The organism is Rhodococcus sp. NPDC047139, assembly GCF_040643435.1.
In the GTDB taxonomy this organism is placed as follows: Bacteria; Actinomycetota; Actinomycetes; order Mycobacteriales; family Mycobacteriaceae; genus Rhodococcus.
The window spans coordinates 162,154-177,082 of record NZ_JBEYUH010000003.1 but is presented as its reverse complement, the minus strand read 5'-3'; the positions used below and the strand labels follow the sequence as shown (position 1 = coordinate 177,082).

General features: G+C 65.3%; 14 protein-coding genes. 2 read left to right on the top strand and 12 right to left on the bottom strand.

The features are described 5' to 3' along the window. Positions 1–51: 51 nt before the first annotated feature. The 10 genes from ABZ789_RS04800 to ABZ789_RS04755 all read right to left on the bottom strand — a co-directional run bounded on the left by ABZ789_RS04800 (position 52) and on the right by ABZ789_RS04755 (position 9,493). Positions 52–1,533 carry a carboxylesterase family protein gene (locus tag ABZ789_RS04800; RefSeq protein WP_358419704.1) on the bottom strand — a complete coding sequence of 494 codons (1,482 nt, stop codon included), beginning with the start codon at positions 1,531–1,533 and terminating at the stop codon, positions 52–54. Positions 1,534–1,663: 130 nt separating this feature from the next. Next, positions 1,664–2,314, bottom strand: a complete 651-nt coding sequence (locus ABZ789_RS04795; protein ID WP_358419701.1) for a superoxide dismutase family protein — start codon at positions 2,312–2,314, stop codon at positions 1,664–1,666. Between the two features lie 54 nt (positions 2,315–2,368). Then, positions 2,369–3,091 (bottom strand): Clp protease N-terminal domain-containing protein, encoded by a 723-nt coding sequence (locus ABZ789_RS04790; protein ID WP_358419698.1) that lies wholly within the window; start codon positions 3,089–3,091, stop codon positions 2,369–2,371. A 61-nt stretch (positions 3,092–3,152) separates the two neighbouring features. Beyond that, the gene (locus ABZ789_RS04785; RefSeq protein ID WP_358419696.1) at positions 3,153–4,070 is read right to left on the bottom strand and encodes a hypothetical protein; all 918 of its coding nucleotides are present in this window, start codon (positions 4,068–4,070) and stop codon (positions 3,153–3,155) included. Continuing rightward, entirely contained in the window at positions 4,067–4,324 is a 258-nt protein-coding gene (locus ABZ789_RS04780; RefSeq protein WP_358419693.1) for a hypothetical protein, read from the bottom strand. Before ABZ789_RS04780 ends, ABZ789_RS04785 begins: the two co-directional genes overlap by 4 nt. Before the next feature lie 23 nt (positions 4,325–4,347). Next, a complete protein-coding gene (locus tag ABZ789_RS04775) occupies positions 4,348–5,535 on the bottom strand; it encodes an amidohydrolase family protein (protein WP_358419690.1) in 1,188 nt (395 codons plus the stop codon). 49 nt (positions 5,536–5,584) lie between these two features. Beyond that, complete coding sequence (locus ABZ789_RS04770) at positions 5,585–6,802, bottom strand: cytochrome P450 (RefSeq protein WP_358419687.1); 1,218 nt, start codon at positions 6,800–6,802, stop codon at positions 5,585–5,587. A gap of 37 nt (positions 6,803–6,839) precedes the next feature. Beyond that, complete coding sequence (locus tag ABZ789_RS04765) at positions 6,840–8,312, bottom strand: aldehyde dehydrogenase family protein (protein ID WP_358419684.1); 1,473 nt, start codon at positions 8,310–8,312, stop codon at positions 6,840–6,842. Positions 8,313–8,348: 36 nt separating this feature from the next. After that, on the bottom strand, positions 8,349–9,209 hold the full coding sequence (locus ABZ789_RS04760; protein WP_358419681.1) for a mycofactocin-coupled SDR family oxidoreductase: 861 nt from the start codon (positions 9,207–9,209) through the stop codon (positions 8,349–8,351). A 95-nt stretch (positions 9,210–9,304) separates the two neighbouring features. Continuing rightward, entirely contained in the window at positions 9,305–9,493 is a 189-nt protein-coding gene (locus tag ABZ789_RS04755; protein WP_358419678.1) for a ferredoxin, read from the bottom strand. A 221-nt stretch (positions 9,494–9,714) separates the two neighbouring features. Here ABZ789_RS04755 and ABZ789_RS04750 point away from each other — a divergent pair, with 221 nt between their 5' ends. Continuing rightward, the gene (locus ABZ789_RS04750; protein WP_358419675.1) at positions 9,715–10,407 is read left to right on the top strand and encodes a helix-turn-helix domain-containing protein; all 693 of its coding nucleotides are present in this window, start codon (positions 9,715–9,717) and stop codon (positions 10,405–10,407) included. Positions 10,408–10,419: 12 nt separating this feature from the next. On the opposite strand, the gene ABZ789_RS04745 is transcribed toward ABZ789_RS04750, so the two are convergent. Together ABZ789_RS04745 and ABZ789_RS04740 are read right to left on the bottom strand one after the other, a co-directional pair. Further along, positions 10,420–11,649, bottom strand: coding sequence for a CoA transferase (locus ABZ789_RS04745; RefSeq protein ID WP_358419672.1), 1,230 nt, complete (start codon positions 11,647–11,649; stop codon positions 10,420–10,422). Between the two features lie 54 nt (positions 11,650–11,703). Beyond that, positions 11,704–13,335: an OB-fold domain-containing protein gene (locus tag ABZ789_RS04740; RefSeq protein ID WP_358419669.1), complete on the bottom strand. Its 1,632-nt coding sequence runs from the start codon at positions 13,333–13,335 to the stop codon at positions 11,704–11,706. Positions 13,336–13,542: 207 nt separating this feature from the next. Here ABZ789_RS04740 and ABZ789_RS04735 point away from each other — a divergent pair, with 207 nt between their 5' ends. Next, positions 13,543–14,910, top strand: coding sequence for a phosphotransferase family protein (locus ABZ789_RS04735; protein WP_358419666.1), 1,368 nt, complete (start codon positions 13,543–13,545; stop codon positions 14,908–14,910). Positions 14,911–14,929 lie beyond the last annotated feature (19 nt).

The following is a 14,929-nucleotide window of genomic DNA, read 5'->3' as shown; positions in this document are numbered from 1 at the left end:
CGGGTGGACGTCTCATCCACGACTACCCAGGGAATCCGAGGTCAAACGTGTTCAGCGGATTCCGTCCCACAGCCTCCGCAGTTCGGCTTCGTCGTCGTCGACGGTTTCGCAGGTGTTCCCGAAGTGCATCTCTGCACGCTTGTCCCCGTACGACGGCCAGCCCGGTGAACCCGTGGTCACGAAACTCACCCATGCTCGATGCATGTGCCGTGCCAACTCCTGCGGGGGTTCGGAACCCGCCAGCGCCGCGGCCTGAGGCAGATGAAGATTGTCGAACACGAATCCGATGTCGAGCGCATGGGTCGCGCCCAACCGGCCGTCGAATACCGGTGACTGCCAATCGAACCGGTAGATGTAGCTTTCGGCCGCCCGAGCGGCACGTGCTTCCGCGAGACGTACGGCCGGGATCCGGTACATCCAATCGCGCAAGATGTGCATCGCCGTCTGCCCGGGAGACGCATCGCACCCGACTCGCCGATACGCGTCGAAGGCCGCCGGATCGGTGAGGCCGTATGCGGCGGCGAGACGGCGCGCGGCATCGTCGTCGAGCGCCCGATCGATCCCGAAGGGGACGAAGAACAACGTCATCTCGTCACGGTTGTAGCCGATGAGGAGGTCGACATCGGATCCTGCGCCCTGCCCGAGCAGGTCGATCGGCCGGGCCGGCAACACATTCCCGTCCGCGCTCGGCTCGAATACCATTGCGTCGGTGGTGATCTCACCCCACACCGAAGCGTCGGACCCACTGCGGATTCGGGCGATGAGGAGTTCCTGGGCGTCGACGAGTTCTTTCGGATCGATATCGGCGAAAGCCGTGCGCGTCGGGGCGACGCCGAGCGTTTCACCCAACGCAGCAGCGACCTTTCGAGCCGTGGCGGCGGTCATCACCGAGTGCCCGGCACCGCTCTGGGCGATCGCGCGCCGGAAGAGTCCGCGTGCGCGCGGCATCGCCATCAGTGAGACCACGCTCATCGCTCCTGCAGATTCACCGGCGATCGTCACGAGATCGGAGTTGCCGCCGAAGGCAGCGATGTTGTCGCGTATCCACTCGAGGGCGGCGACCTGGTCGAGAAGGCCGCGGTCGGCCGGTGCGTCGTCGAGAAGAGCGAAGCCTTCGGCGCCGAGCCGATAGTTGACGCTGACGAACACGACACCGTCACGTGCGAAGCTCGCGCCGTCGTACAGCGCCACCGCACTACTGCCATGCTCGAACGCACCACCGTGAATCCACACCAGCACAGGCAGCGAGGCCGAAAGATCCGGTGTCCACACGTTGAGATTGAGGATCTCCTCGCCCGGTATCGACGGTTCGTGCAGGAGTCGGTCGAGTGGAGGGACATAGGGAGCCTTCGGTGCGGTGGGCCCGAATTCGGTCGCGGGACGTACACCCTCCCACGCCGGGGCAGGTGCGGGTGCGGCGAATCTCAGGTCGCCGAACGGCGCAGCCGCATAAGGGATACCTTTGAACACGGCTGTGCTGCCGACGGTCGTACCGCGCACTCGTCCGCTGGTGGTGTCGACGACAGGATCCATCCCCGCTCCTCGTGACGTTGGAGGCATCAGCATGGCACGAACCACCCTCACGCGCTGACGGTTTACCACGTGAGAGCGTTCCGGCGGGCGAGCTCACCCGCCGGAACGTGACGTCGTCCGGCCGTCGGGGTCAGAAGTCCTCGTCGATACAGGCGAGCCGGTCGCCGGCCTGCCCGGCCTCACCGGGTTCCGTCATGGTGTGCTCGGAGTGAAGCACCACCGAATTGGCCTCGTCGTCACGGAATTCCCAGTCGACGGTCGTCGATGCCTCGGCGTTGCCCTGCGCGTCGGTGGTGAAATCGAGCCAGATCTCGTTCTGCGGATTCGCGTAGGCCGGATCGGTGGACGGGGATTCGGGGTTCGCGGCGGGGTCGACCTCGTTCTGGTAGTGCGGCCCCGAATCGGACGGGTTCGGGCCACACGTCCGGGTGTGAACGTGCGCTCCGAAATCCCGATCGGGTTGCAGGCCCATCACCCTCAGCCGAATCGTGGTCCGACCGCCTTCTTCCTCGGATTCGACGTCGAAGGTCGAACCGACGGGCACGGCCGCTTCGTCGTAAGTGAAGGCGTTGTCGTCGTCGCTGCCCTCGCTCGGGAGACCGAAGGCGTCTCCGCTCATCCCCGGGAACGGAGTGGGCATCGGGTCGGTGGTCGTGAGAGAGGCGGGCGGAGTCTCGGCAGTGTTCTCGTTGTCCGTGGAGGAGTCGTCACTGCTGCAACCCGCGGCCACGAGTGTGGCGACGGAGAAACCGGCGACGAGACATGCGTGGCGTGTGTTCATATCTCGGACGTACCCCGCGCTGCCGTCCGTGAACCCGGCTGTTGCCGGGTTGCTCTACTCTTGTCCCGCGATGATCGCCGCGAGCTCCTCCGCAACCTTCTGCTCCACGTCACCCTTGCTCACACCGGCCCGCGACAGCACGCCGTCCCCGTTCTCGAGTTCGAGCAAGGCGAGGAGGATGTGTTCGGTACCGATGTAGTTGTGTCCGAGTCGCAATGCCTCGCGGAAGGTCAGTTCGAGTGCCTTACGGGCCCCGGCGTCGTAGGGGATCAGATCCGGGACCTCGGTGGCCGCCTCGGGGAGCGTCGCCTCGGCGGCCGCCCGTAGGACTGCGAAGTCCACCCCTTGCGATCGGAGCGCCCGCGCGGCGAGCGAATCGGTGTCGGCAAGCAGACCGAGAAGCAGGTGCACGGGCGTGATCTCCGGATTGCCCGCAGTGCGCGCCTCGTTCATCGACGCCATCACGCTGTTCTTCGCCCGCGGCGTGAATCGCGAGAATCCCTGCTCGGGGTCGAGGTCGTTGTCGCTCTTCGAGACGAACCGCTTCTGGGCGGCCTGTTTGGACACCCCCATGCTCCGCCCGATCTCGGACCAGGATCTGCCGGATCGTCGTGCCTGGTCCACGAAGTGGCCGATCAGGTGATCGGCGACCTCGCCGAGATGGTCGGCCGCGATGACGGCATCGGAGAGTTGCTCGAGTGGGTCGTCGTGGACGTTCTCGATCGCCTCGATGAGGTCGTCGAGCCGGACAGGACGGGAAGGTCGGATAGCGTCCATGCGTCAACCCTAAGTTGACGCATGGCTCTCGTCAACCCTTGGTTGACGCAGCTTCGGTGGTTCAGCGTGCGTGTACGGTCGCCCGAAACTCTGCGATGGGCCACACGTCCTGGTCCTCGCCGTAGACGACGCGGCCGTCCACCTCGAACTCGAGCAGGGTGTTGATGCAGATGCTCGTCGATCCCGGGAGGATCAGCCGACTGCGTGCCCGGCCGCCCACGGTGATCTCGGTGCCGGTCTCGTCGACCGCCACGAGGTCCAGCGAGTCGATCCACCCATGCTCGGGATCGCGAACGGCCTTTCGATGCCCGCCCCGCACCTCGACGACATCCTCTCCGCGACGTACATAGCCCGAATGGATGTCGTCACCGGTGTCGGTGGGTGCCGAATAGGTGAGCAAACTGACCTGCGGATCGGCCAACCACGTGTATCCGACACGGCGATAACCACGTTCCGTCCTCGGCCCCCACGATCGGTCGCGCATCGCATGACAATCGACGTCGATACGTTCGCCGTCGAGCACCACAGTTCCGGTGACGTGCCCGGTCTGGTCGTAATGCGATGCCGACGGATAGGGCGGTGATCCGCTCCGCAGCGGCACCGGCCGCTCGAGCCCCACGAAATGCAGATCCGCGACGATACGGCTGCGATCGTCGTAGCGGACCGAATACTCCATGCCCGGTTCGAGGACCGTGATCGTCGCCCCCGTGGGGCTGGTCAGCACCCCGCTCTCGAACTTCGGAGGCTTGAGGTACGAAAAACCCTCGAAGAAAGGAACGTCCCACGGGGTTGTGCCGGTGTGGTCCCACAGCCACAGTCCTCCACCGGTGGTGCCGGCGTTCTGCCGGACACTCACATACACCCACGCCCCGATGTTGCGCTCGGGCACGAAGAACGAGAACCAGAAGGTCTCCGTCTCGTAGAAGTTGTCGGACACCCGATGCAGTCCGTCGTCGTCCGGCGTGAATCCCGACATCATGGAAGTCCTCTCAAAGGGGCCGGACGGCCCTCACCACGCACGCGGTCACGCACGGCGATCATCCCGGCGAGCCTGCGCTCCATGTCTTCCCGCGACATCACGATGTCGTCTCCCCCCTCTCCGCGATCGAGTCTCGCGAGGCGGTCGCGTTCGGCCTCGATCTCCTCGTCGAGGAGAGACCCCGCCAGATCGCGGGTCAGCAGATCCTGGTCGGCCCAGTCGTCCTGCGGAATCCGCGTGATCGGCTCTTCCATGACGCACTCTCCGTCCGTTCCTGTCACGCCCGCGGGAACTGGAAGAGTCGTCGAGCGTTGAGTTCGACGATCTTGTGCACGTCCTCGTCGGGCACCAGACGCATCTGTTCCCGCACCACCTTGCGGCTGTTGGGCCAGTTCGAGTCGGAGTGCGGGTAATCGCCCTCCCAGGTGATGTTGTCGACTCCGACGGCCTCACGGTTGTCCACACCGAACTGGTCGTCGATGAAGCAGCCGTAGATGTGCTTCGCAAACAGCTCCGACGGCCGGACGCTCTGATCGATGTTCTGGTAGAAGCGATGCTTCTGCCATGTCTGATCCATCCGCTCGAGCAGATAGGGCACCCATCCGATTCCGCCCTCGGAGAGCATGAACTTCAGGCCCGGATGCTTGTGGAACACAGGTGAGAACAGCAGGTCGGCGGTCGCATACATCGAATTGCAGCCGAACAGGGCGATCATCACCGCCATCGGTGCTTCGGGCGCGGTGATCGGCGCCTGACCCGACGTGCCGAAGTGCACGCACAAGGGCTGCCCGGTCTCCTCCACCGCAGAGAACAACGGATCCCAGTGGTCGGTGTGGAAGGACGGCAATCCGAGCGGGACCGGATTCTCCACGAACGAGATCGCCCGTGACCCCTTCGCGGCCGTTCGCCGAACCTCCGCCACAGCCTCCTCCACCGACCACAACGGCAGGATGGTCAGTGGGATCAGGCGGTCCGGCGCCGTGGGGCACCACTCGTCCAGGATGTAATCGTTCCAGGCGCGGACACAGGCAAGGGCGAGCTCCTTGTCCTGGCCTTCGAGAAAGACGGTGCCGGCGAACCGGGGAAACGAGGGGAACGACAGCGTGGCCTGCACGCCGTCGATATCCATGTCCTGCACGCGAGCGCTCGGGTCGTAGCAGCCCGGCAGCATCTCGTCGTAGCGTGTGGGCTCGATGCCGTACTCCTCGGGCTTCTTGCCCGCTACGGCGTTGAGGCCGATGTACGGATAGATCCGGCCTTCGTACTCCCACACCTGCGCAATCTTGGTCGCGGTGTCCAGGGCGCGGTCGCCGTCGCCGACATGGATCGCCCTCGGCAGTTCCTTCTCGACGATCTTCGGGCCGGCCTCGAGGAACTTCGACGGTAATCGATCCGACCACAAGGCCGGATGTTCGATCAGATGGTCGTCGGTGGAGATCAAATGCATGTGGTCCTGCAGTGGCATTGCATCCTCCTGAATGTGCGGTGCAGCGTTACGAGGTGGATCGCAGACCTCAGACGCGGTCCCATTCGATCGGCAGCGAGGTGAGTCCGAGTTGTCCGCCGGTCTCGAGCAGTTCGGCACCCGGCACGAGCCGGTAGTCCGGAATTCTCTTGTGCCACTCCTCCAGCGCAATCCGCAGTTCCCGGCGTGCGAGGTGGGAACCGAGACAGCGGTGCGGACCGGCGCCGAAGGCGATGTGATTGTTGGGCGAGCGTTCGATGTCGACCTCGGCGGCGTCGTCGAACGCCTCCTCGTCGCGGGTCGCGCCGCTGAGCGGGAAGTTCACCATATCGCCGGCCTTCAGGGATACTCCCTGAAGCTCCGTGTCGTGCATAACCTTTCGAGCAGGAACGACGATCGCATAAGCACGGAGAAATTCTTCGACCGCGCCCGGGATGAGAGACGGATCCTCGACGATGCGCGCCCGGTCCTCCGGATGCGACGCCAGGTGGTAGAACGTCCACCCCAGAGTGGCGGCCACGGTGTCGAGGCCGGCCATGAACATCAGGAGGCAGAACGAGAGCAGATCCTCGTCGCTGACGGCTTTGCCGTCGATCTCGAAGTCCAGTGCCCTGCTGACGATGTCGTCTCTGGGGTCGGCACGCCGCTCGGCGATGATCGAAGCGAACCGCCCCATCACCGCCTGCATCGCGGCGAGCTGACGCTGTCCGCGGGCTTCCACGTCGTCGTCGCTCCCGTGCAGGATCGCGTGCTCCCATTCCATGAACTGGTCGAGTTCCTCGACCGGCATGCCCATGAGTTCGAGGAAGATGGTCGCGGGGAACACCTGCGCGAACTCGAGCATGAAGTCCACCTGGTTGCCCGAGCGTGACGCGATTTCGTCGGCCAGGCCGGCAGCACATTCACGAATGTGCGGTTCGAGCGACTCCACCCACTTGGGCGAGAACAACGGGGCGAGCTGATGACGCCATTGGCGGTGTTCGTCCCCGTCGAGCATCTCGGGAATCCATTTGAATGCCGGGTTCGGATCGAGCGGGGTGACCACGCTGTTCGAGAACGTGTCGGGGCGCTGCAGCAGGTCGAGTATGCCCTCGTAGTTCACCACCGAATAGAACCCCGGCCCGAACTCGTTGCGGTAGACGGCCGATTCGTCACGCAGCCGGTCGTACTTCTCGAACCACGTGCCGGCCTTCTGCAGTTCGGTGTAGTTGAAATTGTGGACGGGGCATCCGGCGGCGGCGGCTCGGTCGGATTCGGCTCGGGTCATGACAAGTCCTTACGAAGTGGAAGGTGAAAGCAAATGCTCAGGCGCCGCTCGCGGCACTCCACGTCACGGCTTTGGTTTCCAGATACTCCTCGAGGCCTGCCGCGCCCCATTCGCGTCCGAGTCCCGAGTGCTTGTATCCGCCGAACGGAATGTGCGGGGTCACGCCCCCGCCACCGCCGTTGAGGGACACGAAACCGGTACGGATGCGCTTGGCGATGCCGTAGGCACGCACAGGATCGGCGGCGAACACGCTTCCCCCGAGCCCGAATTCGCTTTCGTTGGCCAGGCGAACCGCGTGATCGTCGTCGTCGAACGGGATGATGACGCCGACCGGGCCGAAGAATTCCTTCTGCGCGATATCCATCGAGTTGTCCACGTCGACGAACAGCGTCGGCTCGACGAAATATCCCTTGTCGAGGCCGGGCGGGCGACCGCCACCGAAGGCGATCCTCGCGCCTTCCTCGACACCGCGGGCGATGAGTTTCTCGACCTTGGTGCGCTGGGCCTCGCTGATCAACGGGCCCATCATGACACCTGGATCGGCCGGGTCGCCGACGGTGATCGTCCCGAGCCCCGCGGTCACGTAGGCGACGAGCTCGTCGTAGCGGGAGCGGTGCACCAGCGTCCGCGTGAACAGGGAACATCCCTGCCCGGCATGGGTGACCATGTTCCCGATCACCGACTCGGCGGCCTTTGCGAGATCGACGTCCTCACAGAAGATATTGGCCGACTTGCCCCCGAGCTCGAGGACGACCTTCTTCAGGGTGGGCGCGGCCTGTTCGTAGACCGCGCGGCCGACGGTGTCGGAACCGGTGAAGCTCACCAGATCGACTTCGGGACTGGTGGTGAGTTCGCGACCGGCGTCGGCGTCGCCCGTGACGATGTTGAGCACACCCGGCGGAAGGCCGGCCTCCTCGGCGATCGTCCCGAGGATCAGCGCCTCGAGAGGCGTCGTCGGTGCCGGTTTGAGGATGGCGGTGCATCCCGCGGCCAGAGCGGGAGCGACCTTCATGATGTTGAGGAAGAGTGGGAAGTTGTACGCCGAGATCAGCGCGGCGACACCGACCGGTTCGCGCAGGACGACGCCCTGACCGATTCCCTGCCCGATGGTCGGGAACACCGGCCTCTCGAACTCGAAGGCCGGCAGGAGCCGCTCGGCCGTGTCGCGGAAGTGCTGCAAGGGGATTCCCACTTGCAGGTATTCCGCGAGCGCTCGGGTCGAGCCTGCCTCGGCGATGCTCAGATCGACCAGTTCTGCGCGACGCTTGTCCAGGGCGTCGGCCATGCGCACCATCACCTGCGCACGTTCCCGCGGTGACATGAGTGGCCACGGACCCTCGTCGAATGCACGCCGCGCGGCGGTGATCGCGCGGCGGACGTCGGAGACGGTGGCCTGCGGGGCACGCCCGACGAGTTCGCCGTTGGCCGGGTTGACGACGTCGTGGATCGCGCCGCCGTCGCTGTCCACCCAGGTTCCGTCGATGAACAGCTTGGAAAAGTCGTGTGTCACAGGGTTCTCCGTACTCGACAGGGATTACGTGCGCGATCAGAAGGCCGGCGCGGCAGGACGGTTGCGGACGTAGCCACCCGCATCGACACGCATCTGCATGCCCGTGATGTACCGCGACTCGTCCGAGAGCAGAAACAGCACCGTGTCGGTGACGTCCTCGGGTTCGACGTAGGGAACACCCATCACGCTCATGACGGGGAAGACCGGCAGAGCGTCTTCGAGGGTGGGGGATTCGAGATCGGGACGGAACTGCCGGTACATGACCTCGCTGTTGAGCATGTCGGTGTTGCAGTTCGTCGGATGCACTGCGTTGACGCGGATCTTCTTCGGTCCCAGAACGACCGACAGGTCGTTGACGAACGAGGCGATCATCCGCTTGGCGAGGGAGTAGCCGAGCCCGCCGGTGCCGTTGGTGGGATTGTCGGTCGCGCCCGGGAGCAGGGCCGCAAGACTACCGGTCGCGACGATCGATCCACCGTCGGCGAGGTGGGGCAGACAGGCTTCCACAGCGTTGACGACACCGACGAAGTCCACGGTGAACGCGTCGATGAAGGCTTGCGGGTCGTCCGATCCGAGTGGGCAGATGCCGGCCTGGGCTACCACGCCGTCGAGACGGCCGAATTCTTCGACGCCGCTCTGTACCGCCGCGAACAGTGCCTGCCGGTCGCGCACGTCGGCGACCGTCGTGAGCAGTGTTCCGCCCGCCTCTTCGACAAGACGGGTGGTCTCGGTGAGATCTTCGGGCGTAGCCAGCGGATAGGCGTTGGTCTTGACGTTGTCGCAGAGGTCGACGCCGATGATCTTCGCGCCTTCACGCGCGAGACGCACGGCGTGGGAGCGTCCCTGACCGCGGGCGACGCCGGTGACGAAGACGACTTTGTCCTGCAAACGGCCCATGAGGTTGTCCTTCGGTTCGAATCCGGGAGAGTGAGGTGAAGAGCGAGAAGATCTGTCGTGCAGTTTGTTTGCGCAACGATGAAGTAGAAGGTGAATCAGCGGAGGCTGATTGCCCGTTCGGGACACGCGGCGACGCCGGCCAGCACGGCGGCATCGACAGGCTCGGTCACCTCCCGGTCGAGCGGCAACGCGTATCCGTTGTCGTCGATGTCGAACACCTCGGGTGCGGCTTCCCAGCAACGTGCATGGCCTGAACACTTGCCGGTGTCGAGCGAAAGTCTCATGAGGTCCCTGCTTTCGACGCGGACGGAAGAGACGAAGCGATAACGCGGCAGATCGTGAGACCGGACCCACTGTTCGGTCTCATCATCTGAGACTCATTGGACACACAGTAGCAACATCGGAGGCACAAGTCGAGACCTGGATCACACTTTTTACCAAGTTTACTATGTTGCGGAATGTCTGTCTCCGGACGACTCGTCGTACCCGCCGTTAGGGTGAGGGAGTGCCGAGCGACAACACCGTGACGACCAGCGAGATGAGCCTGCGGGAGCGCCTCGTTCGCGCCGCCGACGAGGAGATCCGGCATCGCGGCACCGCCTCCGTCAGCATGACCGCGATCGCCGAACGCGCCGGGGTTTCCCGCGCCACCGCGTTCCGGCAGCTCGGTGGAGCGCAGGAGATGATCGTCCAGGTGGGGCTCCTCCGCGCCGAACGCCACATAGAACGTGCGCTCGAGCGGTCCGCCGGCCGAGGCGACATCTTCGCGAAGATGGAAGACACGATGGCCTACAACGCCCGTGAGCTACCCGAGGATCCCGTGATCGTCGCTCTCATGGCACAGCATTCGGCCTCGGCGCGGCACCCGGACATCCTTGCCGTCACATCGGCGGTCTCCGAACCACTGCTTCGCACCGGCCAGGAGGCAGGGCTCATCCGCACCGACATCCCGCTGACCGAGCTGCTGGAATATCTCATCGAACAAACCTTCCTCGCAGCCGAGGATCCCAACCGGTCCGACACGGCGGCGCGACTCCGCTTCCGCCGATATGTCGTGCCCGCGCTGCGGCCACAATCCTCCGAGGGGGCCGACGCCACGACGCAGGAGGAACTCGAGAAAGCCCTCACGGTCGCCGCCGATGCGCTCGCCGCCGCAAACCGTGCAGCACGCAAGTTGCGCCGCGAGGTCGTCGAGTGATCGAGGGCCGGATCACGTCACAGCACCGGCGATCTTGAGTTCGATGAGCTTGTCGTCGTCGAACCCGAGTTCTCGCAGAATGTCGTCGGTATGTTCGGCGAACTGGGGTGCCCGGGTCATCCGTACCAGGGCTTTGTCGAACTTGACCGGGCTGGCCACGAGCTTCTGGGGCTTGCCGTCCGCATCGACCACCTCGACGATCCGCCCGTTCGCCACGAGCGCCTCGTCGTGGCCGAGATCCCAACCGTCCTGCACCGGCGCCCACTGGCCGGTCAGGGACGCGAACACCTCGAGCCAGTCGTCGTAGTCGCGCTGCCCGATCGCGTCCGCGAACAGGTTTCCGATCTCCTCGGCGTGCTGGAAGATCGCCTCCATCGTCGTGAACCGAGGGTCGTCGACGAGGTCGTCGAGCCCTAGGGCGGTGACGAATTCGTTCCAGTAGCGCGTGGGCTGAAGCATCGAGAACTGGAGCCAGCGCCCGTCGGCGGTGCGGTACGAGCCGCTGAGAGGGTTGCCGGGTGCGGCGGTCTTGCGTTGCACCTTCGGCAGCCGTCCACCCGTGAACAGCGACAGGTTGACCGAGAACTGAGTGGCCCATGCCCCCACCGCGAGCAGCGACACGTCCACTTCCGACGGTTCTCCGGTGCGTTCGCGTCCGGCGATCGCTGCGGCGATCCCGCCCGCGATGGTCATGCCGCCGATGTTGTCGCCGTACGCACCGGAGGGCATGAATGCCATGTGCTCGGCGTCGGGCGGCATCACACCGTCGGCGCTCCCCCCGCGTGCCCAGAAAGCCGTCGCATCGTAGGCACCCTTGTCGGCGTCGGGGCCCTCGGTGCCGAAACCACTGCCCGTGACATAGATGATCTTCGGGTTGATCGCCCGGACGTCGTCGAGGGTGATGGCGAGCTTGGCCCGTGGGCCGGGAAGATAGTTCGTCAGGAAGACGTCGCTGCGCCGGATCAACTCTTCGAGCACGGGTCGCGCCTCGGGATTGGCGAGATCGATCCCGATGCTCCGTTTGCTGCGGTTGGGCCCTTCCATGATCGGCGCGAACGACGATCCCGCCTTGCTCGCATCGAGTCCGAGCACCCGGACGAGACCGCGCTGGGCATCGCCGTTCTCGGCGTGCTCGACCTTCACGATGTCGGCTCCCCAGTCGGCGAGCACCGCGCCGGCGGCGGGCACGAAGGTGAACTGCGCGACCTCGAGTATGCGGATGCCTTCCAAGGGACGATCCATGACGACTCCTGATCCTGACCGGGTGCGGACGTTCGGTAATCGAGAATGCGTTCGTTATCGAGTTCGGAGGAGCATCGCGCCCGATGGCACGCCACCACCGGCAGTGACGACCGCGACCCTCGCGTCGGAGACCTGCCGGCCGGGTGCCTGCCCCCTCAGTTGCAGCACCGCCTCCCGGACGAAGCCGTAGCCGTGGGTCCGGCCGGCCGACAACTGGCCACCGTGTGGGTTGAGAGGCAGCACTCCGTCGACGCCGATGCCCTTGCCGCCGTCGATGAAGTCGGCGGCGGCCCCGAACTCGCAGAACCCGAGCCCTTCGAGCCACGACAGCGCATTGAAGGTGAATCCGTCGTACAGCAACGCGACATCGACGTCGCCCGGCCGCAGATCCGTGCGACTCCACAGGTGCGCGGCGGGACCGAGCGATTGCGGAAGGTGTGTGAGCGTGCCCTGGTCCCAGGACAGGTTCTCCGTGATCCGAGTACCGACGGCTTCGACGAGCACGGGCGCATGCCGAAGGTCCTCTGCTGCGTCGACGGCCGACACGACGACGGCCACGGCCCCGTCGACCGGTACGTCGCAGTCGTACAGACCGAAGGGGGTCGAAACGACGCGGGCGGAGAGATAGTCGTCGATCGTGATCGGATCGCGGTACACCGCTTCGGGATTGGCCGATGCATTGTCGCGGGCCGTGACCGCGATCGCCCCCAGCGCATCCTTGGCGTCGCCGTAGCGGTGGAAATAGTGCGAAGCCTGGCACGCGATCCAGTTGGCGGCGGACATCGCGCCGAAGGGGTGCCGGAACTCGAGCATGCCCGAGGCTCTGCCACCACCGGACGACCACTTCCCGGCCTTCACCAGTTCCGCATGTGTCGACTCCCATACGGTGCGGAAGCACAGCACATGACGGCACAGGCCCGAGGCGACGGCGAGCATCGCCGCGATGATCGATCCATTCTGGCCCGGCAGGTCGCCGCCACCGTTCACCCAGACCGGGCGAACTCGAAGTGCCTGTTCGACGGGCATGATGCCGCCTTCGGAGATGCCCCCGGGCGCCGCGCCGGGATAGGTCGAGAGTCCGTCTATGTCGGCGAGGGTCAGACCGGCATCATCGACCGCACGCAGGCACGCATCGACGGTCAGTGTCAGTGGATCCACCATCAACCGGCGCCCGACCGCAGACTGGCCCACTCCGGTGATCGCGACCCGGTCCTCGAACTTGGCGGGCGTGACCGGACCGCAAAGATTCGGCTTCCGCTCCTCGGGTTCCGGCAGCGGTCCGGGTGCGCCTCCCGCATCGGGATCGGGTTCGAACAACGGCAACCAGATGTCGTCGGCGACCTGTTCGAAGACGACCCGTACCCGGTCCCCCACCGCGACCTCGCCCGGTTCACATCCGACGATGTTCGTCGTCAGACGGACGCTCGAGTCCTCGTCCAGTGCCACGATCGCGACGACGTAGGGCGGCGGGAGACCCGGAAGCCACTGCTGGACGTTGACCGTTGCGCCGACGACGACCGCACGTCCCGAGACCGGTTGGAGCGCAATGTCACGCGAACCGCACTCCGAACACAGCACCGCCGTGGGGTGCATCCGTTTCCCGCAGGCCCCGCACTCGGCGACCTTCAGGACACCCTCGGCTCCGGACGCCCAGAACCCGGCCGTGGTCAGCGTGGGTTGAGGCAACGGCCTGCGAGAATCCCCCACATTCACCCCTCTGCCCGTTTACCAAGTTAGATAACTTGAGCACGAATGCTAGCACCGACTATGACTTACGTCACTGCATGACCGCAGCCGGGCGGAAACTGGAGGAATACTGCACAGATTCCTTCGAGATATATAACCTAGTGCACGACCAGCGCGGCGACAGCGCACGAAGGAGCAGGCACGAAGATGACCGAGAATCGAAGCGCGCTCGAGCCCGCCCTGCTCACGTGGGTGGCCGAAACGGCAGGCGGAACCATCGTGGAGGTCGACCGACGGCCGGGTGGAGGCCGGCGGGAGGCATGGATTGTGGATGTGGAGACACCGGACGGCACGGTCCTTCCCCTCTTCCTGCGGTACGACCGGCTCGATCCGGCACAACGGGGGGATCCGTTCACATTGCACCGCGAAGCGCATTTCTACCGCGCATTCGAGGATTCCCCGGTCCCAGTGCCCCGCATCGTCGGCGTCCATCCCACCGAACAAGCGATCCTGTCCGAACGGGTGCCCGGGCAGGCCTGGTTCTCCCGCATCCGGGACGAGCAGGAACGGGTGGCAGTGGCCTCCGACTTCATGCGCATCCTGGCAGAGATGCATCGTGTCGATCCGCGCCGACTGCACCTGCCCGACCAGCATCCGGACGCAGGCCTGCGGGAGTTGGTCGCCCACGAGATCGACGTGTGGGAGACCGTCTACCGCGGCGCGGGCGCAAAGGCCGACCCGCTGATCGAACTTGCCCTGACCTGGGTGAAACGGAACATCCCGAACGTCGACGGCCCCGTGGTCATCGTCCAGGGGGACACCGGACCGGGAAACTTTCTCTACGAGGACGGCAGGGTCACCGCGGTCCTCGATCTCGAACTCGGACACCTCGGCGACCCGCACGACGACCTGGCCTGGGTCACCACCCGCGCGGTCCAGGAACCGTTCACCGACATCCACGATCGCTTCGCCGACTACGAGCGCGCATCCGGGACAACCGTCGACCTCGATCGTGTGCGTTACTACCGGGTGCTCGCCGAGCTGCGCATCGTGATCCTCGGCCAGGGTGGTGCGGTGCATCCGGATCCGCTGTCGGAGGTAGGAAATGCGTTGGCGTACGGTCTTCTGCACCGTCGCCTTCTGGTGGAGGCGCTCGCGGACGTCCTCGGCATCGAACTCGATACGCCGGCAGACGTCGACGCCGAGTCGACCGAGCGCGAATGGCTCTACGACGCCGCACTCGATCAGCTGCGGCACATCATCGTGCCGCGCAGCGAGGACGCCTTCGTCATCCAGCGCAGCAAGGGACTCGCCCGCATCCTCAAATACCTCCGAGACGCCGACAGGTACGCCGATCGCATCACCGAACGGGATGTGAGTGATCTCGAAGCCGCGCTGGGATCACGACCCGACACCGTGGCCGACGGCACCACCGTGCTCGTCGAACGTCACCTGGCCGGAGAGATTCCCATCGGTGACGTCCTGAATGTCTTCGCACGCCAGATTGCAGGACGTACCCAGCAGATGCGCTCCGCCATGGGCGTTCTCGCCGAACGACACTTCGACGTGCTGTAGGCGTCGCGGAGCAACCGGC

Excerpts from the sequence above, each read along its gene's own strand:
- ABZ789_RS04800 (WP_358419704.1), bottom strand. The coding sequence starts at position 1,533 with ATGGATCCTGTCGTCGACACCACCAGCGGACGAGTGCGCGGTACGACC.
- ABZ789_RS04795 (WP_358419701.1), bottom strand. The coding sequence starts at position 2,314 with ATGAACACACGCCACGCATGTCTCGTCGCCGGTTTCTCCGTCGCCACA.
- ABZ789_RS04790 (WP_358419698.1), bottom strand. The coding sequence starts at position 3,091 with ATGGACGCTATCCGACCTTCCCGTCCTGTCCGGCTCGACGACCTCATC.
- ABZ789_RS04785 (WP_358419696.1), bottom strand. The coding sequence starts at position 4,070 with ATGATGTCGGGATTCACGCCGGACGACGACGGACTGCATCGGGTGTCC.
- ABZ789_RS04780 (WP_358419693.1), bottom strand. The coding sequence starts at position 4,324 with ATGGAAGAGCCGATCACGCGGATTCCGCAGGACGACTGGGCCGACCAG.
- ABZ789_RS04775 (WP_358419690.1), bottom strand. The coding sequence starts at position 5,535 with ATGCCACTGCAGGACCACATGCATTTGATCTCCACCGACGACCATCTG.
- ABZ789_RS04770 (WP_358419687.1), bottom strand. The coding sequence starts at position 6,802 with ATGACCCGAGCCGAATCCGACCGAGCCGCCGCCGCCGGATGCCCCGTC.
- ABZ789_RS04760 (WP_358419681.1), bottom strand. The coding sequence starts at position 9,209 with ATGGGCCGTTTGCAGGACAAAGTCGTCTTCGTCACCGGCGTCGCCCGC.
- ABZ789_RS04755 (WP_358419678.1), bottom strand. The coding sequence starts at position 9,493 with ATGAGACTTTCGCTCGACACCGGCAAGTGTTCAGGCCATGCACGTTGC.
- ABZ789_RS04745 (WP_358419672.1), bottom strand. The coding sequence starts at position 11,649 with ATGGATCGTCCCTTGGAAGGCATCCGCATACTCGAGGTCGCGCAGTTC.
- ABZ789_RS04735 (WP_358419666.1), top strand. The coding sequence starts at position 13,543 with ATGACCGAGAATCGAAGCGCGCTCGAGCCCGCCCTGCTCACGTGGGTG.